The organism is Thermomicrobiales bacterium (genome assembly GCA_041390825.1).
Classification (GTDB): domain Bacteria; phylum Chloroflexota; class Chloroflexia; order Thermomicrobiales; family UBA6265; genus JAMLHN01.
This window is the reverse complement of record JAWKPF010000028.1, coordinates 20,226-44,702: the sequence shown is the minus strand read 5'-3', so window position 1 is coordinate 44,702 and position 24,477 is coordinate 20,226. Positions and strand designations below refer to the sequence as shown.

Here is a 24,477-nt window from a genome sequence, read left to right as displayed (position 1 = left end):
CGGGTCGCGCTCGGGGGCGCATGCTGCTCGTACGCCAGCTCTGATCTGCTGCGTACGTCTTTCGTGAGGTCAAGATGGAAAGCGCGCGGCACCACGCGTCGACTCCCGCAACGTACGAAATCGTGGTCGCCGGTCGGCTGGACGCTCGTTGGTCGAGTCGTCTGGGCGGCATGCGTATCGTCAACAGGCGCGGGCCTGTCGGAGCAGTGACTGTCTTGCGTGGCGAGGTTGCGGATCAGTCCGCGCTGCTCGGTGTCTTGAATACCTTGCACGCAATCGGAATGCCCTTGCGCGCGGTCGAGCAAATCGATGACACCCCGGAGTTCGATCCTTGAGCAGCTTTTCGCCCCCTCGTCCAATTCGCGTTGCGGCGTTGCCGTCACCGGCCGCGCCCAGGCGGGACGCGTCCCGGTCTGTGCAAATCACCGTGCAGGGAGACGGCGAGCTTTTCGCTCTGCTTACCCAGCACATTGCTCGAGGGCGGCCGCTCGAAGCGCTCACACTGATCGACCGTTTGCTGGTCGCCGACGGAGTTTTCCGCGATCCGGCATTGGCTGCGGATCTTCGGGTGCTCCGCAACGTGGCCAATCTCGAGTTGGCCCGTCAGCATGGACCTCGGGGGCGCACTGGGTCAGAATCAGATGGCGGCGTAGTCGATACGATCCTGGACTTTGCGGAGCGCATTCTGCCAGCACTGCGACAATTGGAACTAGCGTCGAGGCAATCGATCCTGATTCATTCGACCGATGACCAGTTGCACCGTCGTTCATCATGTCGTTCGGCACATACGTCGGTAATGGACTTGAGCGATCGGGAACGCGAGGTGCTTTGCCAGGTGGCCATTGGGTTATCGAATCAGAAGATCGCGCGAGCGCTCTTTATCTCCGAGAGTACCGTCAAGAAGCACCTCACCAATGTGTACGCCAAGCTCGGCGTTGAAAACCGCACCGAGGCCGTCGCGATCGCGCGCCGGAGAGGGATGCTAGAGTGACAAGCGTCGACAAGCCAAGGAGGACAATAGATCCGGAAACGTGCCCCCGTCGTTCGAATGCTTGCATCAGACGAAAGGAACGATAACGTCATGGCAAAATCCGCAAAGAAACCGAACATCCTTATTCTCTGGGGAGACGATATCGGCTGGTGGAACATCAGCTACAACAGCCGTGGCCAGATGGGCTATCGCACCCCGAACATCGACCGCATTGCCAACGAGGGTGTGGCGTTCACCGACTACTACGGGCAGCAATCCTGCACCGCCGGCCGCGCGGCCTTCATCACCGGGCAAAACCCCTGGCGCACCGGGTTGACCAAGGTCGGCATTCCCGGAGCGCCCCTTGGGTTGCAGAAGGAAGACCCCACTATCGCTGAATTGCTCAAGCCGCTTGGATATGTCACCGGGCAGTTCGGCAAGAATCACCTTGGCGATCGCGACGAGTTTTTGCCGACGATGCACGGGTTCGACGAGTTCTTCGGCAATCTCTATCATCTCAATGCGGAAGAAGAACCGGAAGATCCTGATTTCCCCAAGAGCGAAGCCTTTCGAAAGCGCTATATGCCCCGCGGCGTCATGCACAGTTGGGCCAATGGTGACGGCACCCAGCGAGTAGAAGACACCGGACCGCTCAACAAGAAGCGCATGGAAACGATCGATGAGGAAATCACCGAGGCGGCGCTTGGCTTCATCGACAAGGCGGTCGCGGATGACAAGCCGTTCTTCCTTTGGTGGAACAGCACCCATATGCATTTCCGCACCCACACCCGCGAGCAGGACCTGGGCCGGTCGGGCCAAGGCTTCTACAACGACGCCATGATGTACCACGACGATCTGGTCGGGAAGATGCTCGACAAGCTCGATGAGCTCGGCATCGCCGACAACACCATCGTCATGTACTCCACCGACAACGGCCCGCACTACAACGCCTGGCCCGATGGTGGCATCACCCCCTTCCGCAGCGAGAAGAACACCAACTGGGAAGGCGCCTACCGGGTCCCTGCCTTCTACCGCTGGCCGGGGCATATTCCCGCGGGTTCGGTGCTCAATGGCATCGTGACCCACCAGGACGCGCTGCCAACCTTGCTGGCCGCCGCGGGTGAGCCGGATATCGTCGAGAAATGCAAGAAGGGCCATACCGTTGGCCACATGACCTACAAGGTCTGCATCGACGGCTTCAACATGATCGACTATTTCACCGGCGAATCGGACGAATGCCCACGCACCTACTACTTCTACGTCAATGACGATGCGCAACTCGTCGCGGTTCGCTATGGGGACTGGAAGTCGGTCTTCCTGGAGCAACGCGCCCATCAGATGCAAGTCTGGGCGGAACCGTTCGTGGAGCTCCGTATCCCAAAACTCTTCAACTTGCGGCGTGACCCGTTCGAGCGGGCGGATATCGACTCCAATACCTATTACGACTGGTTCCTGAGCAAGGCATACATGGTTGCCGCCGCGCAGATCGTTGTCTCCGCGCATGTCGAATCGATGAAGGAGTTCCCGCCGCGGCAGGCCCCTGGATCGTTCAATCTCGATTCCATTCTGAAGACAATGGACAATGCAATGGGGGGCGGGGCGCACTAGCGCGGACGGACCTGACTTGCTACGAACGAACCATGCTGGAGCCGTGGGACGGTTCCATAGTTTCCCTGGGCGGTGTATCGAGCCGCCCAGGTTCCTTGTTCGGAGATTGCCTGACATGAGCGCACCACTCGCATCCTGGAATGACACGCCGACCAAGACGGCGATCGTCGACTTCGTGCAGCGCACCACCACCGAGGGAAGCGCCGACTACCTCGCGCCGAACGACCGCATCGCCGTCTTCGACAACGACGGCACGCTCTGGACCGAGCAACCGGCGTACAACCAGCTGCTCTTCGCCATCGACCGCCTGAAGGCGCTGGCGCCAGACCATCCAGAATGGAAGGACGACCCCGCTCTGGGAGCGATTCTCTCAGGCGACATGGCCGCGTTCGGCAAGACCGGGATGAAAGGCATCTTCACGCTGGTGGCGGCCACCCATGCGGGGATCTCGACCGAGGACTTCGGCAAGATCGTGCGCGACTGGATCGCCACTGCCAAGCATCCGGTATATAAGCGCCCGTATCCGGCCACCCCGTTCGAACCGATGCTCGAATTGCTCGACTATCTGCGCGCGAACGGCTACATCACGTTCATCGTCTCAGGCGGAGGGGTGGAGTTCATGCGCGCATTCACCCAGGAGGCCTACGGCGTCCCGCCCCATCAGGTCATCGGCTCCACGGGGAAGACCGAGTTCAAGGTGGTGGATGGCGCGCCAGTGCTGGTCAAGCTGCCAGAGTTGGATGCCATCAACGACGGCCCTGGCAAGCCGGTTGGGATCGACAAGTTTCTTGGGCGCCGCCCGGTCATGGCCTTTGGCAATTCCGATGGCGATCTGGAGATGTTGCAATACACCGCCGCCGGCGACGGCGCCCGGTTCATGGCGCTCGTGCATCACGATGACGCCGAGCGCGAGGCGGCCTATGACAAGGGCTCGCCGATCGGTGCGCTCGACAAAGCCCTCACCGAAGCGAAGGAGCGCGGTTGGACTGTCATCAGCATGAAGGATGACTGGAGCAGTATCTTCCCCGATTGAACCGACCGCGGCCCGGTGTTTCCGTCCAATGGCAGGATGCCACTGTCCCGCCATCGGACGAGGGCCGAAACCGGCGACGCACGAGCGATCGACGACGTCTACCCCAAGACCTCTGGATTCACCAGATGCGTCGGTCGCTCGCCACGGATTGCCTGCAGGAGATTCGTGGCCGCCATCACCGCCATCTTGTCGCGGGTGTCGACGGAAGCCGAGGCAATGTGCGGCGCAATCACCACATTTTCCATGAAGACCAGCGGATGATCGGGCGGGATCGGTTCGGGATCGGTCACGTCCAGACCGGCAGCCCAGATCGTGCCATTGCGGAGCGCATCGGTCAGGGCATCGGTATCGACCACTGGACCACGGGCGGCATTGACGAGCACCGCGGTCGGTTTCATCTTCGCCAGTTCGTCGCGTCCGATCAATTGGTATGTTTCCGGCGTGAGCGCGCAGTGGAGGGTTACAAAATCGGAACGCTGCAAGAGCTCATCGAGCGAGGTATAGGTCACCCCCATCTCGGCGGCGAATGCCTCGTCCTGATACTCGTCGTAGGCGAGGATCTCCATGTCGAACCCGCGGGCCCGTTTGGCGACTTCCTTGCCGATGCGTCCCAACCCGATGATGCCGAGGGTTGCATGGTGGATATCCCGGCCAAGCAGGAGGGTCGGTCCCCAGGTCTTCCAGTTTCCGGCCCGAACATAGTCGGACGCTTCCACGATGCGGCGTCCAGCCGCCATCAGCAATGCCCAGGCCATGTCGGCCGTTGTTTCAGTGAGCACGCCCGGCGTGTTGCATACCAGCACGCCATGGGCGGTGGCCGCATCGACATCGATGTTGTCGTAGCCAACCGCGAAGTTGCTGACCACCCTGAGCTGCGGTTCGGCATCCAGCACAGCGCTGTCGATCCGGTCGGAAACCAACGTCACTGCCCCGGTTGCGCCTCGCAGCAGGCCGGCCAGTTCAGTTGCGTTGGGTGGTAGTTCGTGCGGCCAGATTTCGAGCTCGATTTCGCCGGTCTGCGCCGCCTCGCGCAGCAGATTCAACCCGGCATCCGGAATCACCCGCATCACGGCTACTCGCGCTTTGTCTCCCACGGTTTCCCTCGTCTCCTGAACCAATCTCCTGCTACAGGATAAATGGTTGCAGCGCCAGACGAATGGTCTGGCGCTGCGAATCGAACAGAGGGCGCCCCTGGAGCATGGCTCAGATCGGAATCACGCAAGCTCCGGCATTGCAGGTGCCTGTCAGGCCACCATCCTGGCAGGGAAGCCCGTCATTGATGTCCGTGAAGACGCACCCCACTTCGGGATCACAGTGTCCCGACCGGCAATCGGTAGTCAAGCAAGCAACGCTGTAGCAGACACAACTGCCGGTGCACGCATCGAAGCTGCACGGTCGGCAGGCGTTCGAAAGACATTCGATCACAGGCGGATCGACACAGACGCCGTCGGAACAGAAGCCATCGACGCATCCAGACGACCGGAAACAACGTGTTCCGTCCGGACGAGGGCCAGTTCGGCACTGACCGGTGGCTGGGTCACACCCAAGCGAGCGGGTGCAACCGAAGATCTCGGCGCATATGACGCCAACCCCTTCGCTGCACACCCCTGATTGGCAGGTGTATGGCAGGCGGCAATGGTTGATCGTCCCGTTCGGTGTGCACTCCGTGCCGTCCGCAAGCCAGGTGGTCTCACACGCTCCGGTAGCCGGGTTGCAGAACAGCTCCTCGCACGAATCGCTTCCGGCTCCGCAGTCAACGCTGGAACAGCAACCAGCGTCGACAAAGGCGCCCGCAGCGAGATAGCCGGGAAGGAGAGCCGTATTGATCGTGATGTGGGTGTAACCACCGGCGCCATCGGGATTGCAGATTGCCGTTGTCGGTGGCTTGCCGCGGCGCGCGGCGTCCACAGGAGACGCCTGGATCAGCCCTCCAGCCGCTGCAACCGCACCGATTCCCCGCCGGAGCAATTGGCGTCGATCTGTGCGCGATGCGAAGATGCGGGCGAGATCGTCGAACCGTCGTCCGTCCACGTCGTGCTTACCTCCTGGCCATGCCAAGCCAGCGCCCTACAACAGGCGCCGATCCGTAGTTACTCCGGCAGTGAAGCGCAGAGACCTGCAATGCAGACACCTTCGATGCCGTAGGTGTCACATGCGCCACCCTCATTGACAGGATAGACCACACAGCCGCCTTGCGCGGCATCGCAGTAGGTGTCTTCGCACTGGTAGTCGTTGACGTAGCATGGCCGTACCCAGCAGTCGCACGAGTGAGCGCAGGCGTCATAGCTGCAGATATTGCAGACGCCGTCGCCGGGGCAGTAGTAGGGGATGGGATCCACGCAGGCGCCTTCGAGGCAGCGCCCATTGGCGCACCCCGGACGGGTGCAAGAGTAGCCGTCAAGATTGTCGACCGCGCACGCGCCCGCTGCAAAATCGCAGTAGACGTTGGAGCATTCGCTCGACGAACCGCATTCCGCGTGCGCGCAGCAATCGGAAATGATTGCGCCGTCGTTGAGCGCTGCCTGCAACTGAATCGTGGGAACCGTATCGCGGTAATACCCACCGGCTCCGTCAGGGCGGCAAATGGAGGAAATTCCATTGCTACCGCGCCGTGCGGCGCTCGTGGAATCGATGCCTGCAAGCGCCACTGCTCCGGCTCCGAGAACCGCGCCCCGTTTCAGAAGCCATCGCCGTGACGCCCGCTCTGCAAACGCGCGCGTCAATGAATCGAACTGCCGACCGTCCACCGTACTGCACCTCCGGTTGACAAAACTCGCCGGCGCTTGCCGGCGAAGATCGTTGGTTATGGCCGGAGAAAGCCCGATTTCAGGGTCGACACCCTTCCAAACGAACGTGCGAGCTCACCCATCGCCATTCGATCTTTGCGTAGCGTAGAGGTTCCTGTGAGCGTTGTGAGCCCAGAGCAATTCGATATCGCATTCATTGCACCTTGTATACAAATGGCGCGCTTGATTTGCATAGATTTCTGGATTCGGTGTCCATAGTTATGCGACAAGCGCCAAAAGACGGAGCCAGGCGGCTCCGTCTCTGGGTCTGATGCATCATCTCTGAAGGGGGCTCAGTGTTCTGCAACGGCGCCTGGCGCGGGAAGCTCCGATTCGTAACTCGCGCGCTCCGAGTCGCGGAGTTCCACGACCGTTTCCGCCTTGCTGCGCATCTTGAGATTGAGAATCTCGACGAAGACCGAGAAGGCCATGGCCGCGTAGATATAGCCCTTCGAGATATGGAAGCCCCACCCTTCCGCCACGAGCGAGGTGCCGATCAGCAGCAGGAACGAAAGCGCCAGCATCTTGACCGTCGGGTGCTTGGAAACGAAATTGGAAAGCGGGCCAGACGCGAAGAGCATGACCAGCACCGCGATCACCACGGCCGCAATCATGACCTCGATGTCTTCCGCCATGCCGACTGCCGTGATCACAGAGTCGAGCGAGAAGACGATGTCCAGCAGCAGGATCTGCACGATTACCCCGCTGAACGATGCGTGCTTGACGGGGCCAGTCTGCGCGTGATGCTCATCGCCTTCGAGCTTGTCATGGATTTCGGACGTCGCCTTGTAGATAAGGAAGAGACCGCCCGCCAACAAGATCAAGTCGCGTCCGGAGAACCCATGCCCGGCAATCGAGAACAATTCGTTGGTGAGGTTCGCGATCCAGTTGAGGGTCAACAGCAACGCGATACGCATGAACATGGCCAGCGTCAGGCCGAGCAACCGCGCGCGTTTTCGTTGTTCCGGAGGGAGCTTGTCGGCCAGGATCGAAATGAAGATGACGTTGTCGATGCCCAGCACAATTTCCAGTGCGGTCAGCGTCAGCAACGCTATCCACACATCAGGATTGCTTAGCAATTCCAAGCAGGATCTCCCTCTCCCCCTGTTTCTGTATCAAGGAGGAGCGAATACGCGCGCCCCAATGTGTGACGCGGGAAAACTGTACTCGCCGTCAGGCGCTCTGGGCCACTCATCGCGAGTTAGCGTTCCGAGTCGCCAGATGGCGCTCGCTGGGTGCGGCCCAGGTGCAGGAGATCGAGACGCTCGGCGATCGAGCTCAGGAGTTCGACCGAGGCCTGGAGCTGGTCAATCTCGGCATCGTCGATGGGCGCCAGCGCGCAGAGCAGATCGTCTACGTAGAGTCGTTCGATATGGACGCTGATGGCGTGTCCCGCGGGCGTGATCGCGATGCGGGAAACGCGCGAGTCTTGTGGATCGATGGTGCGCGCGATGTACCCACCGCATTCGAGCTTCGCCAGAGCGCGGGTCACCACGCTTGGTTGGATGCGGAAGAAGTTGGCGAACCCGGTGGGGGTCATCTCATCCGGAGGCAGGAGCTGATAGCGCAAGACCCAGAGGATGGCTGCCTGGCGATAGCCGATGGCGCCGAATGGCGTCTCGAACTCGCGCATCGAATCGGCCCAATGACCGAACCGCGGCAATGCGTCGAGCATCATTCTTGCCAGGGCGAGCCGGGACGCGTCTCGCCGTTCGTCGGTCATTCGGTCCTCGAGTAGGTGGATTGCCTATTGGTCCGCCACAGGATAGCCGAAACGGGTCGTTTGCCTGGCGATCCAATCCGACATCTGCCGATCCCGCTCTGCATCGGAGTCTGGGTTGCTCCAGTGGGCGCTTGCACCCCAGCTCTCGAGACGATGCGCCAGTTCGTCGCCGCGAAGCACGGGAGCGTCCGAGGTCACCGGCAAGTCGCCGAGGAGTAATACCGGCAACTGCTCGAGCGGCGCAAGCGGCGGATCCCAACCGGGAACGAGCGGGAGCGCGCCATCGATGGCAATGACACCCGAGATGAGATCCGGCACGGCCAGCCCCGCGGCAAGCGCCATCACCGCGCCCTGCTCCACTCCGAGCAGGAACGGCCGCTCCGGGTCGCCGGTTGGCTGGCGATCGAGTTCGTCCCAGAGAAATCGCTCGATTTCAGCGAGCGCATCGCCGAAGAAGACCGGCGACGGCCGGTCGTTCGGGCCCACATACCAGGTGTATCCGACGACCTGACGGCCAACATAAACCCCCTTATAGGATTGAAGGCCGATGATCCGCCCATGCGGCGCAGCAGCCTTTCCCAGCGGCGCCGGATCTTCTCCGTGTCCCTTGTGGCCATGCAGGGTGACGATGCGCGGCGAAGCGGGGATGTCCTGGATGCGCGTATAGAGCAGTTGACTCAGTGTTCGTGACATTCGGGTCATCGATAGGTGAGGAGCCGAACCGTCTGACCGATCGGCCAGACGGTTCGTGACTCAGTGCTACTCGGACGTCCCGGCCGATGCATGCGCGTGCTTGGCCGCGGCATATCCCCAGGTGTGCGCGTGACCCAGCGTCGCGCCGCCCGCCCAGTAGGCATTCACGCTCGGGCACGCCACGCAGTTGCCCGCGCCGTAGAGGCCGACAACCGGTTCGCCTTCCCAGGTGATGACCTGGCCGTTCTCGTTGATCACCGGTCCCCCGCTGGTGTCCACCGCGGAGGCAGTCATGATCTGCGCGTAGTACGGACCGGTGTCCGACAGGGGGTACATGGAGGCATTTGGCTGATCGGGAGATGGCCACTCGGTCAGTTTCATCGGGAATGAGTTCCAGGCGGAGTCGTACGGAGACAATCCGCGATAGAAGTCGGGGTCGACGCCCGCCGCCGCATACTCATTGAATTTCGTGACCTCGGCAACCATTGTCTCGGCGAAGTCCGAGGTGAGCGCCATTCCTGGAGTCACCTGCGGGATGGATGCCACTCGCTCGATAATCTTTGCGGCCAGGTCTTCCAGCGTCTCACCGATCAGCACGAAGGGCGACGTGGTGGGATCGACGGGCAGCGGGAACCCGGTCGCCCAGTTCTCCTGTTGACGGGTGTCCCAGATCAGGAACCCGAGCAGGTTGTCATAGGTAGCGCCGGTGGCGAGCCAGTCGAGATGGGCCGTCGGGCGATCCTGGTAATTGGCATGCTCGTTGGTGAAACGCTTGCCGCGGCGGTTCACCATGAGGAACGAATCGCCGTTGTAATAGAAGACGCAGTTGTACGCGGCTTCGCTGGCGAGCGCCTGTTCCCAGATGCCTTCGTTGCGCCAGACCTGGTAGAGATTGCCGAGCTTCGCGTTGACCGCGGAGGACATCTTCAGGAAGTCACCCTCGTTGGTCGGAGCGCCACAGCCACCGTAGTAGGGACCGGGCATCATGTGGCGCATGAGGTCGGCGTTGCGGGAGAATCCGCCGCTGCCGAAGATGACTCCCTTGCGCGCGCGGAACGTCTGAACCGTCGTGACAGCGGCAGCCGGAGTCGCCTCCGGGGTTGCGCCCTCTTCGGTTACCGCAACCTCGACGCCGATCACCTCGCCGGCGGCATTGAGCAGCAGCCGTTCTGCCCGGTGCCGCAGGAGCACTGGCAGCCCGTTCTCGGCAGCCCAGGCCTCATAGCCAGCGATCAGGTTGCCGCCGCCCGACTGGACGCCATCGGGGTCCAGCGAGGCAAGCGTGCCGCCCTCTTTCATGACGTCTTCGGCAAACTGCGCCTGGTAATCGACGTTCAGTTGGCCATCGGTGCGGCCGTAGATCGTCTGCAGGGTCCATTTCGCCGCGCCGACGTCTTCCAGATAGGCCATCGCCTCCGGGGAGAGATCGTAGTAGGCATTGATCATGGTCCAGTCGTGGTCGTCGAGACCGAGCTGGGGATCGTCCGGGTTGTAGAGGTGTGGCCACGCATAGCGCGCCATGTACTTGAGGCGATCCTCTTTGGGATCTTCCAGCCCGGCCTCTGCCATCTGCCGGCTGTTCGGGGTGTACATGCCGCCACCGGAGACGACCGTGGTGCCACCGACGTAGGTGCCCTTCTCCAGGATCACCGTATCGCTGCCAAGGGACTTGGCCGTGATCCCGGCAGCGAATCCCGCGCCGCCAGAACCGACCACCACCACGTCGTATTCGTGATCCCAGCCGTTCTGCGCGAAGGCTTTCGACTGTGAGAGGGGGATGGCTCCCAGAGAACCGGCAGCGGCCACCGCTCCGGCGCCGCTCGCCTTGAGGAAGTTGCGTCGCGAAACACGGAGACGTGATTCGCGCGTCAGATCGTGATCCGACACGAGTCGATCCCTTTCAGGGCGCGGTGGGAACCTGCAGTTGGGCCAGCCGTCGCCCGTTGTTGCCGATCATCTGAGAACGGCACGCGAGAAAGCGCCCCACACCGCGCGATCTTCCGATCGCACGCGACGCTCTTGATCCATATCCTACGCCAGGGCAAGCATCATGTAAAGACCTGGCGAAACGATGATGGGCACATGATCAGCGGGGTGACTGGGCCGCGCATGTATGCGACGCACGGCATCAGCGCCATGAAATTCGGCCCAAGACGATATCCAATGATTGAATAGGTGTATACTGTCCAATGCGTAAACGAGACTCATTCTCAACTAGAGGGTGAGCGCAGGAGAACCGAGCATCGATGGACGCCCGACCGGCGCCGAAACGCGAATATCGCCAAACCGCCCAGCGCGCGATGATCCTCGAAACCGTGCAGGAGGCCGACGGCCACCTGACCGCGGGCGAGATCTTCGAGCGTGTGCGCCGGCGCGATCCGCGCATCGGCTACGGCACCGTCTATCGCTCGCTCCACCTCCTGGCCGAGCACGGTCTCATCCAGGAGCTCACCTTCGCCGATCAGGCCAGCCGCTACGACGGCCGGTGCGAACGGCACGACCATGTGCACTGCTCCATTTGCGGCGCCCTGGCCGATGTCGACGTTCCCGAGGCCCTGATGGCCCGTCATGTTGCCGAGGAGCGTTCCGGCTTCTCGATCTCCCATCACCACACCGTCTTTGTCGGGCTCTGCCCGATCTGTCGTGCCGCAGGACGGGATGGCGCGCGGGAGGACGGGTCTCGTTCGCGCAAACCGAACTAACGGTCCAGAGTCCAGGGTCCAGTGTCCAGGGCAATGAGAATCGCTCTGGGCATCGGATTCTGGACACTGGACCCAAATCAACCAGTTGTATTTCCGGCGGTCGGCGCCGGACCGTGTACGAGGAGGAACGTTTCCCTATATGTCGCAGACACCATTGTTCGAGGTCGAGAATCTTCACGTCTCCATCGAGGACAAGGAAATCCTCAAGGGCATCAATCTGACGGTCAACGACGGTGAAGTGCACGCGCTGATGGGCCCCAACGGTTCCGGAAAGAGCACGCTGGCCTACGTCATTGCCGGACATCCTGACTATGAGGTGACCGAGGGCGCCATCCGCTACAAGGGTGAAGACATCCTCGAATGGTCGCCGGATGAGCGCGCCCAGAAGGGTCTCTTCCTGGCGTTCCAATACCCAACCGTCATTCCCGGCGTCTCGATGGCGTCCTTCCTGCGCATGGCCGTCAAGAACGTGCGTGAGGCGCGCGCCGAAGAGATCGCGCTCAACGGCGGCGAGGCCAAGCCCTTCACCCCGCGCGAGTTCCGCAAGCTGATGCGCGAGAAGATGGAGATGCTGAAGATGGACGACTCGTTCGCCACCCGGTATCTCAACGAAGGCTTCTCCGGCGGTGAGAAGAAGCGGGCCGAGATTCTGCAGATGGCCCTGCTGGAGCCCCAGCTGGCGGTTCTCGATGAGACCGACTCGGGTCTCGACATCGATGCGCTCAAGGTCGTTTCTGAAGGGGTCAACGCCCTGCACGACAGCAGCGGCATGGCGATGCTGCTCATCACCCACTACCAGCGGCTGCTCAACTACATCAAGCCCGACTTCGTCCACATCGTCATGGACGGCCGCATCGTCCGCGAAGGCGGTCCGGAGCTGGCCCTCGAGCTGGAAGAGAAGGGCTACGAGAACATTCGCAACGAAGTCGCCGCTGCGGCCGGCGCGTAGCGCCGGAGGCAATAGGGAATAGGCAACAGGCAAGAGTCCAAGCCGAGCGCCTCGAGCATTTCACTATTGCCCATTGCCTTTTGCCTATTGCCCGTTTGACGAAGGAGAACCAAATGGTTGCACCACCACGACAGGTCGCGCAGGTCGAGATTGCCGACTATCAGTACGGCTTCCGCGACGAAGAGGACTACGTTTTCAAGAGCGAGAAAGGGCTGACGCGCGATACCGTCATCCAGATCTCGAAGATGAAGGGCGAACCCGAGTGGATGCTCGAGTTCCGCCTGAAGGCCTACGATCACTTTCTCAAGCGGCCGATGCCGACCTGGGGCGGGAATCTGGGCGAGATCGATTTCGACGACATCTACTACTACATCAAGCCGGCCGAAAAGCAGGGCAAGACGTGGGACGAGGTGCCGGAATACATCAAGAACACCTTCGAAAAGCTGGGCATCCCCGAGGCGGAGCGCAAGTTCCTGGCCGGCGTTGGCGCGCAGTATGAATCGGAAGTGATCTATCACTCGCTGCGCGAGGACCTGCAGAAGCAGGGCGTGATCTTCCTGGATATGGACGCCGGTGTGCGCGAGTATCCGGATCTGGTCAAGCAGTACTTCGGCACGGTCATCCCCGCCAACGACAACAAGTTTGCCGCGCTCAACAGCGCGGTCTGGTCGGGCGGCTCGTTCATCTATGTGCCGGAAGGCGTCAAGGTCGAAGTACCGCTGCAGGCCTACTTCCGCATCAATGCCGAAAACATGGGCCAGTTCGAGCGCACGCTCATCATCTGCGCTCCCGGGTCCTATGTGCACTACGTCGAGGGCTGCACCGCTCCGACCTACAGCACCGACAGCCTGCATTCCGCCGTGGTCGAGATCATCGTCCAGGAGGGCGCGCGGTGCCGCTACACGACCATTCAGAACTGGTCGAAGAACGTCTACAACCTGGTCACCAAGCGGGCCGCGGCCTACAAGAACGCCACCATGGAATGGGTCGACGGTAACCTCGGCTCCAAATTGACCATGAAGTACCCGGCGGTCTGGCTGATGGAAGAAGGCGCCCGTGGCGAGATCCTCTCGGTCGCCTTCGCCAGTGACGGCCAGCATCAGGACGCCGGTGGCAAGGTGGTGCATGTCGCGCCGAACACCTCCTCGCAGATCATCTCCAAGTCGATCTCCAAGGGAACGGGCCGCTCGTCCTATCGCGGTCTGGTGAAGGTCTACAAGGGCGCCGAGGGCGTGAAGAGCAACGTCGTTTGCGACGCGCTCCTGCTGGATGAGACCAGCAAGACCGACACCTACCCGTACATCGAGATCGAAGAGGAGCGCGTTTCCGTCGGTCACGAGGCAACCGTTTCCAAGGTGGCGGAAGAGCAGATCTTCTATCTGCAATCTCGCGGTCTTTCCGAGGACGAGGCGATGAGCATGATCGTCAATGGCTTCATCGAGCCGATCGCCAAGGAACTCCCGCTCGAATACGCGGTGGAGCTGAACCGCCTGATTCAGCTCGAGATGGAAGGATCGGTTGGCTAGTGGAAATAGGAGATAGGAAATAGGAAATAGGAAGCGCCTCCTGGCGAGTGAGCTTCCTCAAGGCGATCTGAGCCATTTCCCATTTCCCATTTCCCATTTCCGCTCCATGAGGAGCACTATGTCCGCAACACTTACTCAGGAAACCGGATTTAGCCGCGACGCGGTCGTGGCGCTTTCGGAACTCAAGAACGAACCCACCTGGCTGCGCGATGCGCGCCTGCGCGCGTGGGACACCTACGAAGCGATCCCGATGCCGGCCCGCACCGATGAGGAGTGGCGCCGCACCGATTTCCGCGCCCTCAAGTTCGGCCACCTGCAGCCGTTCTCGCCGAACGGTCACAAAGAGCGGTCGTTGGAGGCGTTGCTTTCCGGATTCGAGAACAACGGTGTCTCCGACTCGGCCGCCCAGGCCGGCATTCTGGTCCAAAAGGACGCTGCCACCGCCTGGTCGGAGGCGAATCCCGATCTGGTCGCCAAGGGCGTGATCTTCTGCGATCTCGATACCGCCGTCCGCGAGCATGAGGACCTGTTCAAGCAGTACTTCATGACCCAGGCGGTGCCGGTCGATTTCGGCAAGTTCGAGGCGTTGCACGCCGCGCTTTGGCAGGGGGGATCCTTCCTCTATGTGCCGAAGGGCGTGACCATCGACGAGCCGTTCCGCTCGTTCACGACCAGCACACACCCGTCCAATTCGGTCTTCACGCACACGCTGATTGTGCTCGAGCAGGGCGCTGAGGCCTTCCTGGCCGACGCCTATGGCTCCGAGACCTTCGGGGGACAGTCGTTCGCGTCGAGTGTCGTCGAGCTGATTCTGGGCAAGGCCAGCAAGCTGCGCTATGTCCAGATGCAGGACTGGGGACGCGACATGTGGAGCTTCATGACGGAGCGCGCCACGCTCGCCAGCGACGCGACGCTCAATTCGTTGCATGTCACGCTCGGCTCGAAGTTCAGCAAGAGCTCGATCGGTTCGCACCTGCAGGGTGAGGACGCGCTGGCCGAGATGCTGGGCATCTCGTTCGCCGATGGCGACCAGTTCTTCGATCATCACACCTGGCAACTGCATGAGTCGCCGTATGCGACCAGCGACCTCGAGTTCAAGACCGCGCTCAAGGAGAACGCGCGCACGGTCTATTCGGGTCTCATCAAGGTTTCCGAAGGCGCGCAGAAGACGGACGCCTACCAGCAGAACCGCAACCTGGTGCTCAGCCGCGAGGCGCGCGCCGATTCGATCCCGAACCTCGAGATCGCGGCGAATGACGTGCGCTGCACCCATGGCGCGACCATTTCGCAGGTCGTCCCGGAGCACATTTTCTACCTGCAGGCGCGCGGCGTGCCGTACACGGAAGCGCAGAAGCTGATCGTCGAAGGCTTCTTCCGCCCCGTTATCGACCGCATCCCGGTCGAGGAAATCCAGGGCTTCCTGGAAGGCGCCATCGCCCGCAAGGTGGGGATCTAGACGGGGAGTGGAAATGGGAAATAGGAGATAGGAAATAGCGGACGGCGATCGGCGAAGATCGGTCGTCAGAAGGGCAATCTATTTCCCATTTCCCATTTCCTATTTCCGCTCCCTTTGGGAGCCAAGAACCATGACCGCAACAACGCAACCTTCGACGATTGACGGTCTCGCCATTCGCAAGGACTTCCCGATCTTTCAGCAAGCGCTGACCGATGGGCGGCTGCCGCTGGTCTTTCTCGACAGCGCGGCGTCGTCGCAGCGTCCGGCAGTCGTTATCGACACGGTCAGCGATTTCTATCGCCGCACCAATGCCAACATCCACCGCGGCGTCTACCAGCTCTCCGAACAAGCCACGATGCGGTACGAGGAAGCGCGCCACATCGCCGCGCAGTTCATCAACGCCGCGAGTCCACGCGAATGCATCTTCGTGCGCAACACCACCGAGGCGATCAACCTGGTTGCCAGTTCCTGGGGGCGCGCGAATCTGAACCCCGGTGACCGGATTCTGCTCACGGTCATGGAGCACCATTCCAATCTCGTTCCCTGGCAGATGATTGCCGAAGAGCGTGGCGCCACTATCGACTACATCCCGCTCACGGGCGACCAGACGCTCGATATGGAAGCGTTCGAAACTCTGCTCAAGAACGAGCCGAAGCTGGTGGCGGTTGCGCATGTCTCCAACGCCGTCGGCACCATCAACGACATTCCCACCATCGTCGAGAAAGCGCATGCCGCAGGCGCGCTGGTGCTCGTCGACGGCGCCCAGTCGGTCCCGCACATGCCGGTCGACGTGCAGGCGCTCGATGTCGATTTCATGGCTTTCTCCGGTCACAAGATGCTTGGTCCGATGGGCAGTGGCATCCTCTACGGCAAGCGCGCGCTGCTGGAATCGATGCCTCCCTACATGGGAGGGGGGAGCATGATCCGCAAGGTGACGTTGGAGAAAACCACCTTCGCCGATCTCCCGGCCCGGTTCGAAGCCGGAACCCCGGCGGTCGCCGACCAGGTTGGACTCGGCGCGGCCATGCAGTATCTGGCCGGGCTGGGCATGGACAAGGTGCGCCAGCACGAGATCGAGTTGCTCGACTACGCCCTGGAGCAACTTCCGGGCGTTCCTGGGCTGAAAGCGTTCGGTCCGGACGATGTCGATCAGCGCGCCGGCGTGATCTCGTTCACGCTCGGCGACATCCACGCGCACGATGTGGCCGCGATTCTGGACGGCGAGAACGTTGCCGTCCGTGCCGGGCATCACTGCGCGCAACCGTTGATGGCTGATCTCGGCGTGGTCGCCACCACGCGAGCCAGTCTCTACGTCTACAACACGAAGGACGATGTGGATCGTCTCATCGCCGGCCTGCACAAGGCCAACAAGATTTTTGGGCTCTAGACGACTATGAGCGACGATCTTTACCGAGACATCATTCTCGACCACTACCGAAGTCCCCGGAACAAGGGAACCCTCGATCCTGCGGACTATTCCTACGAAGACGTCAACCCGCTGTGTGGGGACGAGATCCGTATCGACGTGCGGGTGAAGGACGACAAGATCGACGAGATCGCCTTCTCCGGTCGCGGTTGCGCCATCTCGCAGGCCTCGGCCAGCATCTTGATGGAGATGACCGAAGGCAAGTCGCTGGACGAAGTGAAGGCAATCACCAAGGAGGACCTGCTGGAAGAGCTGATGGTTCCCATCAGCCCGGCGCGCATGAAGTGCGCGCTGCTCAGCCTGAAGGTCCTCAAGGCCGGCATCTATGGTGTTGGCCACGACGAGGATTTGTAGAGGTTTGGTCCAGAGTCAAGGGCCCAGGGTCCAGTGACAGTCACTCTGGACTCTGGACCCTGGGCACCCGAATCGGTATTCACCATCACGCAGAGGTCGCAATGGTTCTCCGCAAACTTGGCCGGGCTGTCAAAGCCGGAACCCAACCGTCACAAGCCCCGTCCCGCCCGGGCGGCGATGTCGATGACAGCGAACTGAACTTCTATGTCGTCGCCAAGGTGTCCGACGTTGCGCCGGGCGAGCTGAAGTACGTCGAGGTCGGGCCGAATTTCGAGCCGCTCGTGTTGATCAACTTCGAAGGCGACTTCTACGCGCTCGGCGATCTCTGCACCCACGAGGAAGCGTCACTCTCCGATGGGGAGCTGGTCGGGGACGAACTCGAATGCCCGCTGCACGGCGGCGCGGTCGAGATCAAGACTGGACTCCCGGCGAACTTCCCGATCGTCGTGCCGTCCACCACCTATCGAACGCGGGTGGTGGGCGACGAAGTGCAAATCGGTCTGCCGAAATAACTCGGGTGCATTCCGATCCGACTGGAATGGCCGCTCCGGTTAGGGGCGGTCTTTTTTCGTCTGCGATATCTCCATTCCGGCAACTCCTGTTTGCGCGCCGGCCACAGATTGCATACACTGCATACAATCCTTTCCGTATCCAGCGTGGACGCCACCAAGCCACATTCGTGCGATGTACGACGGAGCATCCGTGACCGACACCTACGCAGCGATCGAATCGAAACGCTCACCACGCCGCTCTCGCCAGAGCTCACGCGAAGTTGCCTACGATTCGATCAAGCGCGCCATCCTGTCGGGCGAGATCGCGCCGCATGAACGGCTGGTAGAGGAGCGGGTCGCCGAAGCGCTCGGCATCAGCCGGACTCCTGTGCGCGAGGCGTTCGCGATTCTCGAGCATGAAGGGATGCTGGAGTCGGAACCGTACAAGGGATTGGCCGTGCGGCCAGTCACGGTCGACGAGTTCCTGAACATGTATGAAGCGCTCGGCATCATCGAAGCCGCTTTGGCCCGCCTGGCGGCCACCAAAGCCTCCGCCGGCGATATCCGCCGCATGGACGACGCATTGCAGCAGGCGGAACGCGGCATTCCGAACGATGTTCCCGAGCACCTTTCCGGCAACCGTGAGTTCCAGGCATTGCTTGGCGCCGCAGCGGATGCACCGTTTTTGACCCGGGTGCTGCTCGGAATCGAAGAACGCTCGGACATGTATCTCATCAATTCCGGCTTGACGCTTTCCGAGGGGAATATGCGCGCCGCGGTGGCGGACCGGCGAGCCATTCTCGATCGTGTTCGCCAAGGAGACGCCGACGGGGCGGCGGAAGCGTCGCTCATGCACGCGGCGCGCATTCGCGAGCGTTGGCAGCAGTTCTATCCGGGCGCTGCGTAGCGATCCTGGGGCGCGCATGAACCCGAGGGCGGAGCAAGAAGCCGGAAGTGTATGCAATGCATACGAAAGAAAGTTTCGAACCGTTGAAAGTCATCGGGCTGAGCCCGATTCGCATGGAAAGGAGATCTTCGAGCCGCACGGTTGTCCGTTGGATCGTCTGCAACGGCCAACGATGGTCGCTGAGCAGGGTGCAGTGCCCTGCACGCAGTATCGCTGAGGAGTAGAACCTTGGAACGCATGTGGAATCGTCGATCGCTTCTTCGAACTTCGGCTGCCGGTATGGGGCTGGCGGCGAGCGGTCTCTGGCTGCCAACGCTGGCACAGGATCCGACTGCCGTCCCGACCCCGGCGCCGGTCTCGGTTGGTGAATCCGGCACGGAAATCACCATGTGGGTGCAGGACTTCGGGCCTGCCATCGAGGCATTCCGGGTTGCCGCGCAGAACTACATCGATGCGGGCAACGATGTGAAGGTCACGGTCCAGCCGATCGCATTTGCCGATCTGCTGGCGAAGATGCTCCCCTCGATTGCCGCGGGTACCGAGGCGGACATCATGATGGGCTATACCGACTGGTATGTGGCTACCGATGTCTCGAAGCTCTTCCTCAATCTCGAGGGGCTGATCGGCACGCAGGAAGAGCTCGAAGCATCGCTCTTCCCGCAGACGCTGCAGACCATCGACATGCCAGAGGGCACCATCTACTACCTTCCCTGGTTGGCTGGAGCGAACGGTGTGATCACCGGATACAACGGCGCCATCTGGGCGGACAAGGGAATGGATCCGACCACGATCACGACCTGGGACGATCTGGTCGCCGCCGGGCAAGAACTGACCGTCATGGACGGCGATACCATGACAGTCGCCGGTCTCTCGTTGATGACGCCCATGCTGACCCTGATCAAGAACTGGATCTGGCAGATGGGCGCCGACTTCTACGATGGCGAGACTGGCGCGTGGAGTCTCAACACCGAGGCGGGACAAGCGTCGTTGCAGATGATCGTGGACGCGGCCCAGGGCGAAAAGCCGACGATGTCCTACGATCTGTGCGACATGGTAAACGAGTACGACGTGTGGCTCACGGGCAAGATCGCCACGCAGCAAATGGGCGCCTGGACCGTTGGCACCGCGCCGGACGAGCTGCAAGCAAACGCGATGTCGCTGCCGAAACTGGCCAACGCGGCTACCGATGTGGTGTATCCGGCACATATCGGCGTCATCACGCTTTCTCGCCGCCTGAGCGATGACGAAGCCAAGCTGCAGCACTGCCTTGGCATCGCCAAGCAACTCATCAGCGCAGATGCATTGATCGATGTGACGAATTCCTACACCGGCTTGATCTGTGTGCAGGATGTCTACAACGATCCGCGCATCGAGGAGACCAAGTTCGGCGCAATCTCGAAGCGGTTGGCGGAGACGACCTGGCCGCGCTCGCAGTGGCCGAAGGACCATATCGCCAATCCGATGCCCGCCAGCCAGGAGCTCGACCGGGCGGTTCGTGGCGAGATTTCCGTTTCGGACGCGCTCGCCAACGCGGACGAATACCTCAATACACAGGAAAAGGAAGCGCGAGAGCGGCTGGGTCTCTAGCGCAAGCAACGCAACGCCCGCGCGAATCCTTCGCCCGGGCGTTGCGCACCGTCCGCTTCAGCCAACAGTACATGGCCGGGTAACGGAGTCGTCATGGCAACAGCATCGATCGGAACACGCAGCGGTAGCGCGCCCCGGGCACGTCCATTTCGCAACGTCTCCGTCATGGGAGTGCTGGTCGCGCTTGGGTTGATTGCGTACTACGCGGTCGTCTTCATCTACCCCTTCTACCGCGCCGTGTGGCTCTCGTTTCACAACTGGGATTTCATCGTCGATCCGATTCCGGTGGGAACGCGCAACTACCAGCGAGCGTTCGAGGACGAGTATTTTTGGAAAGCGCTCAAGGTCACGGTCATGTTCTCGGTGGCCGAGATTGCCGCGGGAATCTTCGCCTCGTTCCTGGTCGCGCTCGGCGTTAGCCAGTTGCGCGGAGGTCGATTGCAGCGGGCATTCCTGGGGATCTTCTACCTTCCGGTCATCATCCCCAGTATCGTGACCGTGCTCCTTTGGCGATTCCTGTATTTGCCAAGCGGCGGCGCCTTCAACAGCATGCTGGGAAAACTCGGCATCCCTCCCCAACCGTTCCTGAACAGTCCCGACCAGGCTCTGTGGTGCATCGTGCTCATGGTGGTCTGGGCCAATGTCGGTGGCTCGGCGATCATCTTTTTCGCCGGTATCAATGAAGTGTCGACCGACCTGCTGGAAGCGTCGCGTCTCGATGGGGCCGGGCTCTGGCGCCAGACCATCGACATCATCGTGCCAATCATGAAACCGATCTTCTTCTACCAGATCGTGGTTTCTGTAATCGGCACCGTGCAGATGTTCGAGCAGTTCTACCTGCTGACCGGACCCGCATTTTCCACCCGCACGCTGGCGGTTTACACCTATGACCTTGGCTTCAAAACGCTCAGCCTCGGATACGGCGCGGCGGTCTCGATCCTCATCTTCCTCCTGTTGTTGATTGCCACAGCCGTGCAGTTCCGCGGGTTCCTGATGGCGAGGGGTGACTAATGGCTGTCCAAACGATGACCGATCATCACGCGATCACGTTTCCACGCACGCTCTGGGCCAACGGGGCCTGGGTGAAATCGGTGATCGTGGTGCTGCTCAGCCTGTTCGCGCTGGTCATGATCATTCCGCTCCTCTGGCTTGTCTTCGGGGCATTCAAGACCAACGTCGATATCGTCACGACGCCGATTCAGCTCCTCCCACGCGAGTGGACCACCGAGGGCATTCGGATGGTGTGGAACACCTCGGGGCTGCCACGCGCATACGCGAACAGCTTGATCATCAGCGCGCTCGTGGTCGCCTCGACCCTGTTGACCTCGTCGTTAGGCGGCTACACCTTCGCGCGGCTGCATTTTCCGGGCCGTGACCTGATCTTCTATTTCATTCTCTCGACCACCATGATCCCGTTCGTCACGCTGCTCATTCCCTTGTATCTGGTCATGCTGGATCTGAATCTGCTCAACACCTATGCCGGCATCTGGTTGCCGGCGGCAGTGTCGTCGTTCGGCATTTTTCTTTGCCGTCAGTTCATTCTGGGGATCCCCAACGATCTCTACGATGCGGCGAAGGTCGATGGCGCGAGCGACTTCCGCATCTACTGGCAAATCATTCTTCCGTTGATTCGTCCCGCGCTTTCCGCGCTCGCCATCTTCTCGTTCCTGGGAGCGTTCAACATGTATCTGTGGCCCCTGGTGGCGCTGAATGACACGTCGCTCTACACCCTGCCGCTGCTTCTCGTACAGATTGGGACCACGATGGGAGTCACCAACTACCAGGCCATCATGGCGGGCTCGCTGCTGGCGAGCATTCCAACAATCGTGGTCTTCATCATCTTCCAGAAGAACTTCGTCAAGGGCATCGCGCTTTCAGGTATCAAGGGATAGCTCGCTCGAACAGGAGGAAGCATTCGTGACCGTTCGATTCGGTGTGGTTGGCTTGCGCCGGGGCGCAAGCTTTGTGCGGGTGTGCTCCGCGGCGACCGGGGCAACCGTGTCCGCGCTCTATGACATCAACGCAGAGGCAGTTGGAACCGCCGCGGCCGAGATCGGTGCACGGCCGTTCTCCGACTACGAAGCGTTCCTGAACTCCGATATCGACGCGGTCGTGATTGCATCTCCGCTGGCATTTCATGCCGGACAGGCGGCGCAAGCGCTGCGAGCCGGGAAGCATGTGTTGAGCGAAGTGACTGCATGCCTGGATTTGGCGCAGGCGGCCGAGCTCGTGGCGGCAGCGCGGGAAAGCTCGGCGGTCTACATGATGGCCGAGAACTATCGCTATCTGGATGAAGTCGAGCTGCTCAAGCGGCTCGCGGACGACGGCCGCTTCGGCGATCTCTATTTCCTGGAAGGGGAGTACCTGCACGATTGCAAGGATCTCTGGTTCGACCGGGACGGGAATCTGACCTGGCGTGGCCGCGGTGAGCTCGGGGTCTACTGTACCCACAGCCTGGGACCGCTGCTCTATATCACCGGAGAGCGGGTGGACACCGTCTCCTGTGTCGAGGTGCCCGGCGGAAAATTCCGGGAGGACATCCAGAACCCGACCATGCACCTGATGCAGATGGTGACCGACAAGGGGACCGTCTTCCGGGTGCGGGTGGACCACGTTTCGCCCCGTCCACACCAGATGGCCTACTACTCCGTCCAGGGCACCCGCGGGTCGTTCGAATCGTGGCGTGGCCACGGCGATACGAGCAAGCTCTGGCTCGAAGACGAGCACGAGCCATCGCGCGTCAGCGGCGAGGGCGCGCAATGGCATGCCACTGGCCCATATGCCGAACGCTACATCCCGGAACGGTTGGCCGTCCCGGCGGAAGCGTCCTTCGGCGGACATGGCACCAGCGAGTATTGGATGCTGCGGGATTTCCTGGCAGCGGTCAAGGGCGAAATCTCGTCGCCCATCGATGTCGACCGGGCGATGGACTACACCTTGCCCGGCATCGTCGCGCTCGAATCGGCGCGCACCGCGGGCACACCGATCGCGGTGCCGGATTCGCGGCTGTTTTCCTAGTTCGTACGAACTGCACGTCGGAAAGGACAATCAGGGCACGGAATGAAGATCACGCGTATTTCGAGCACCGTCGTCAACGCCAACATGCGCAACTGGATTTTCGTCAAGGTCGAAACCGACCAGGACGGACTCTATGGCTGGGGCGAGGCGACGCTGGAATGGAAGACCGCCGGAGTGGTCGGCTCGGTGGAAGACATCGGCCGGCTGCTGATCGGCGAGGATCCGCGCCGTATCGAGCATCTCTATCAGATCATGACGCGCCAATACTTCTGGCGGGCCGGCATCGAAGGGATGAGCGCGATTTCCGGCATCGAGCAGGCGCTTTGGGACATCAAGGGCAAGGCGCTTGGGGTGCCGGTCTATGAACTCCTCGGTGGACGCGTGCGCGACCGCATCCGGTTGTACAACCATCTTGGCGGCGGCCAGATGAACGTCATGTACGAAAGCACGGAAACGAGGCAGTTCGCCGAAAACGCGATCTCCATCAAGGAATCGGGCTATACCGCCATCAAGTTCATGGCGGTGCCGCGTACAGAACCGGTCGAAGGGGTGCAGCAGGTCAAACAGGCCGCGCGTTACGTCGAAGCGATTCGCGATGCGGTCGGCGATGACATGGATCTGATGGTCGACTTGCATGGCCGCACCTATCCCGCCATGGGTGTCGAGTATTGCCATGCGCTCGAACCCTACGGCTTGCTCTTCTTCGAAGAACCGTGCACCACCGAAGACATCGATGCGACGTTGGAAGTCACGCGCAAGTCCAGGATCCCGATCGCTACCGGCGAGCGGCTCGTGGGCAAATATCAGTTTCGCGAGCTGATCAGCAAACGCGCCTGCCACATCATCCAACCCGATCTTTCGCATTGTGGCGGTCTTTGGGAAGCGCGCAAGATCGCTGCGATGGCGGAAGCGCATTCGATTGCGGTCGCGCCGCACAATCCGAACGGTCCGATCGCCACGGCGGTGACGATACATTTCGCCGCCGCCACCCCGAACTGGTTCATTCAGGAAGCGATCACCAACGATGTGCCCTGGCGCAACGAGGTGGTTATCGATCCGGTCGTGGCCGTGCAGGGCTACGCGGAGATTTCAGACCGCCCAGGGCTCGGCATCGATATCGACGAGAAAGAAGCGGCGAAGCACCCCTTCAAACCGGAAGCGATCCAGCGCTACTTCCACCCGGACGGTTCGGTGGCTGATTGGTAGTCAGTCGTCAGTCGCTAGTCGTTAGTAGGCAGTCGTCGGTAG

23 protein-coding genes are annotated in these 24,477 nt (G+C 61.3%); 17 read left to right on the top strand and 6 right to left on the bottom strand.

Annotated features, from left to right (window positions below; translation table 11 throughout):
• Positions 1 to 206: 206 nt before the first annotated feature.
• The 4 genes from R2855_14860 (at position 207) to R2855_14845 (ending at position 3,611) form a co-directional block, all read left to right on the top strand.
• Positions 207 to 335, top strand: a complete 129-nt coding sequence (locus tag R2855_14860) for a hypothetical protein (GenBank protein ID MEZ4532281.1) — start codon at positions 207 to 209, stop codon at positions 333 to 335.
• Positions 332 to 991, top strand: a complete 660-nt coding sequence (locus R2855_14855) for a response regulator transcription factor (protein MEZ4532280.1) — start codon at positions 332 to 334, stop codon at positions 989 to 991. Before R2855_14860 ends, R2855_14855 begins: the two co-directional genes overlap by 4 nt.
• A gap of 90 nt (positions 992 to 1,081) precedes the next feature.
• Complete coding sequence (locus R2855_14850) at positions 1,082 to 2,578, top strand: arylsulfatase (protein MEZ4532279.1); 1,497 nt, start codon at positions 1,082 to 1,084, stop codon at positions 2,576 to 2,578.
• Between the two features lie 115 nt (positions 2,579 to 2,693).
• Positions 2,694 to 3,611, top strand: coding sequence for an HAD family hydrolase (locus tag R2855_14845; protein ID MEZ4532278.1), 918 nt, complete (start codon positions 2,694 to 2,696; stop codon positions 3,609 to 3,611).
• 98 nt (positions 3,612 to 3,709) lie between these two features.
• Here the strand turns inward: R2855_14845 and R2855_14840 are convergent, their stop codons facing one another.
• The 6 genes from R2855_14840 to R2855_14815 form a co-directional block, all read right to left on the bottom strand.
• Positions 3,710 to 4,705: a D-glycerate dehydrogenase gene (locus R2855_14840; GenBank protein MEZ4532277.1), complete on the bottom strand. Its 996-nt coding sequence runs from the start codon at positions 4,703 to 4,705 to the stop codon at positions 3,710 to 3,712.
• Between the two features lie 996 nt (positions 4,706 to 5,701).
• Positions 5,702 to 6,358, bottom strand: coding sequence for a hypothetical protein (locus R2855_14835; GenBank protein MEZ4532276.1), 657 nt, complete (start codon positions 6,356 to 6,358; stop codon positions 5,702 to 5,704).
• A 332-nt stretch (positions 6,359 to 6,690) separates the two neighbouring features.
• Complete coding sequence (locus tag R2855_14830; protein ID MEZ4532275.1) at positions 6,691 to 7,482, bottom strand: TerC family protein; 792 nt, start codon at positions 7,480 to 7,482, stop codon at positions 6,691 to 6,693.
• 116 nt (positions 7,483 to 7,598) lie between these two features.
• Complete coding sequence (locus R2855_14825) at positions 7,599 to 8,120, bottom strand: MarR family transcriptional regulator (protein MEZ4532274.1); 522 nt, start codon at positions 8,118 to 8,120, stop codon at positions 7,599 to 7,601.
• Positions 8,121 to 8,144: 24 nt separating this feature from the next.
• Positions 8,145 to 8,813 carry a hypothetical protein gene (locus tag R2855_14820; GenBank protein ID MEZ4532273.1) on the bottom strand — a complete coding sequence of 223 codons (669 nt, stop codon included), beginning with the start codon at positions 8,811 to 8,813 and terminating at the stop codon, positions 8,145 to 8,147.
• A gap of 66 nt (positions 8,814 to 8,879) precedes the next feature.
• Positions 8,880 to 10,700 (bottom strand): FAD-dependent oxidoreductase, encoded by a 1,821-nt coding sequence (locus R2855_14815; GenBank protein MEZ4532272.1) that lies wholly within the window; start codon positions 10,698 to 10,700, stop codon positions 8,880 to 8,882.
• 359 nt (positions 10,701 to 11,059) lie between these two features.
• Between R2855_14815 and R2855_14810 the strand changes: the two genes are divergently transcribed.
• The 13 genes from R2855_14810 to dgoD all read left to right on the top strand — a co-directional run bounded on the left by R2855_14810 (position 11,060) and on the right by dgoD (position 24,435).
• Positions 11,060 to 11,515, top strand: a complete 456-nt coding sequence (locus R2855_14810; protein MEZ4532271.1) for a transcriptional repressor — start codon at positions 11,060 to 11,062, stop codon at positions 11,513 to 11,515.
• A 139-nt stretch (positions 11,516 to 11,654) separates the two neighbouring features.
• Complete coding sequence (gene sufC, locus R2855_14805; GenBank protein MEZ4532270.1) at positions 11,655 to 12,464, top strand: Fe-S cluster assembly ATPase SufC; 810 nt, start codon at positions 11,655 to 11,657, stop codon at positions 12,462 to 12,464.
• Positions 12,465 to 12,577: 113 nt separating this feature from the next.
• A complete protein-coding gene (gene sufB / locus R2855_14800; protein MEZ4532269.1) occupies positions 12,578 to 13,990 on the top strand; it encodes a Fe-S cluster assembly protein SufB in 1,413 nt (470 codons plus the stop codon).
• A 118-nt stretch (positions 13,991 to 14,108) separates the two neighbouring features.
• Positions 14,109 to 15,446 (top strand): Fe-S cluster assembly protein SufD, encoded by a 1,338-nt coding sequence (gene sufD / locus R2855_14795; protein ID MEZ4532268.1) that lies wholly within the window; start codon positions 14,109 to 14,111, stop codon positions 15,444 to 15,446.
• Positions 15,447 to 15,576: 130 nt separating this feature from the next.
• Entirely contained in the window at positions 15,577 to 16,833 is a 1,257-nt protein-coding gene (locus tag R2855_14790) for a cysteine desulfurase (protein ID MEZ4532267.1), read from the top strand.
• Between the two features lie 6 nt (positions 16,834 to 16,839).
• Complete coding sequence (locus R2855_14785; GenBank protein MEZ4532266.1) at positions 16,840 to 17,226, top strand: SUF system NifU family Fe-S cluster assembly protein; 387 nt, start codon at positions 16,840 to 16,842, stop codon at positions 17,224 to 17,226.
• A 101-nt stretch (positions 17,227 to 17,327) separates the two neighbouring features.
• A complete protein-coding gene (locus tag R2855_14780; protein MEZ4532265.1) occupies positions 17,328 to 17,738 on the top strand; it encodes a non-heme iron oxygenase ferredoxin subunit in 411 nt (136 codons plus the stop codon).
• A 190-nt stretch (positions 17,739 to 17,928) separates the two neighbouring features.
• Positions 17,929 to 18,624 (top strand): GntR family transcriptional regulator, encoded by a 696-nt coding sequence (locus tag R2855_14775; GenBank protein MEZ4532264.1) that lies wholly within the window; start codon positions 17,929 to 17,931, stop codon positions 18,622 to 18,624.
• A gap of 237 nt (positions 18,625 to 18,861) precedes the next feature.
• Positions 18,862 to 20,211 (top strand): extracellular solute-binding protein, encoded by a 1,350-nt coding sequence (locus R2855_14770; protein MEZ4532263.1) that lies wholly within the window; start codon positions 18,862 to 18,864, stop codon positions 20,209 to 20,211.
• Positions 20,212 to 20,304: 93 nt separating this feature from the next.
• Positions 20,305 to 21,222, top strand: a complete 918-nt coding sequence (locus R2855_14765) for a sugar ABC transporter permease (protein MEZ4532262.1) — start codon at positions 20,305 to 20,307, stop codon at positions 21,220 to 21,222.
• Positions 21,222 to 22,103 (top strand): carbohydrate ABC transporter permease, encoded by an 882-nt coding sequence (locus tag R2855_14760; protein ID MEZ4532261.1) that lies wholly within the window; start codon positions 21,222 to 21,224, stop codon positions 22,101 to 22,103. Before R2855_14765 ends, R2855_14760 begins: the two co-directional genes overlap by 1 nt.
• A 25-nt stretch (positions 22,104 to 22,128) precedes the next feature.
• A complete protein-coding gene (locus R2855_14755) occupies positions 22,129 to 23,229 on the top strand; it encodes a Gfo/Idh/MocA family oxidoreductase (GenBank protein MEZ4532260.1) in 1,101 nt (366 codons plus the stop codon).
• Positions 23,230 to 23,271: 42 nt separating this feature from the next.
• Positions 23,272 to 24,435 (top strand): galactonate dehydratase, encoded by a 1,164-nt coding sequence (gene dgoD / locus R2855_14750; GenBank protein MEZ4532259.1) that lies wholly within the window; start codon positions 23,272 to 23,274, stop codon positions 24,433 to 24,435.
• The last annotated feature ends 42 nt before the right edge of the window (positions 24,436 to 24,477 follow it).

Excerpts from the sequence above, each read along its gene's own strand:
- R2855_14850 (MEZ4532279.1), top strand. The coding sequence starts at position 1,082 with ATGGCAAAATCCGCAAAGAAACCGAACATCCTTATTCTCTGGGGAGAC.
- R2855_14845 (MEZ4532278.1), top strand. The coding sequence starts at position 2,694 with ATGAGCGCACCACTCGCATCCTGGAATGACACGCCGACCAAGACGGCG.
- R2855_14825 (MEZ4532274.1), bottom strand. The coding sequence starts at position 8,120 with ATGACCGACGAACGGCGAGACGCGTCCCGGCTCGCCCTGGCAAGAATG.
- R2855_14820 (MEZ4532273.1), bottom strand. The coding sequence starts at position 8,813 with ATGTCACGAACACTGAGTCAACTGCTCTATACGCGCATCCAGGACATC.
- R2855_14810 (MEZ4532271.1), top strand. The coding sequence starts at position 11,060 with ATGGACGCCCGACCGGCGCCGAAACGCGAATATCGCCAAACCGCCCAG.
- sufC (MEZ4532270.1), top strand. The coding sequence starts at position 11,655 with ATGTCGCAGACACCATTGTTCGAGGTCGAGAATCTTCACGTCTCCATC.
- sufB (MEZ4532269.1), top strand. The coding sequence starts at position 12,578 with ATGGTTGCACCACCACGACAGGTCGCGCAGGTCGAGATTGCCGACTAT.
- sufD (MEZ4532268.1), top strand. The coding sequence starts at position 14,109 with ATGTCCGCAACACTTACTCAGGAAACCGGATTTAGCCGCGACGCGGTC.
- R2855_14790 (MEZ4532267.1), top strand. The coding sequence starts at position 15,577 with ATGACCGCAACAACGCAACCTTCGACGATTGACGGTCTCGCCATTCGC.
- R2855_14785 (MEZ4532266.1), top strand. The coding sequence starts at position 16,840 with ATGAGCGACGATCTTTACCGAGACATCATTCTCGACCACTACCGAAGT.
- R2855_14780 (MEZ4532265.1), top strand. The coding sequence starts at position 17,328 with ATGGTTCTCCGCAAACTTGGCCGGGCTGTCAAAGCCGGAACCCAACCG.
- R2855_14770 (MEZ4532263.1), top strand. The coding sequence starts at position 18,862 with ATGTGGAATCGTCGATCGCTTCTTCGAACTTCGGCTGCCGGTATGGGG.
- R2855_14765 (MEZ4532262.1), top strand. The coding sequence starts at position 20,305 with ATGGCAACAGCATCGATCGGAACACGCAGCGGTAGCGCGCCCCGGGCA.
- R2855_14760 (MEZ4532261.1), top strand. The coding sequence starts at position 21,222 with ATGGCTGTCCAAACGATGACCGATCATCACGCGATCACGTTTCCACGC.
- dgoD (MEZ4532259.1), top strand. The coding sequence starts at position 23,272 with ATGAAGATCACGCGTATTTCGAGCACCGTCGTCAACGCCAACATGCGC.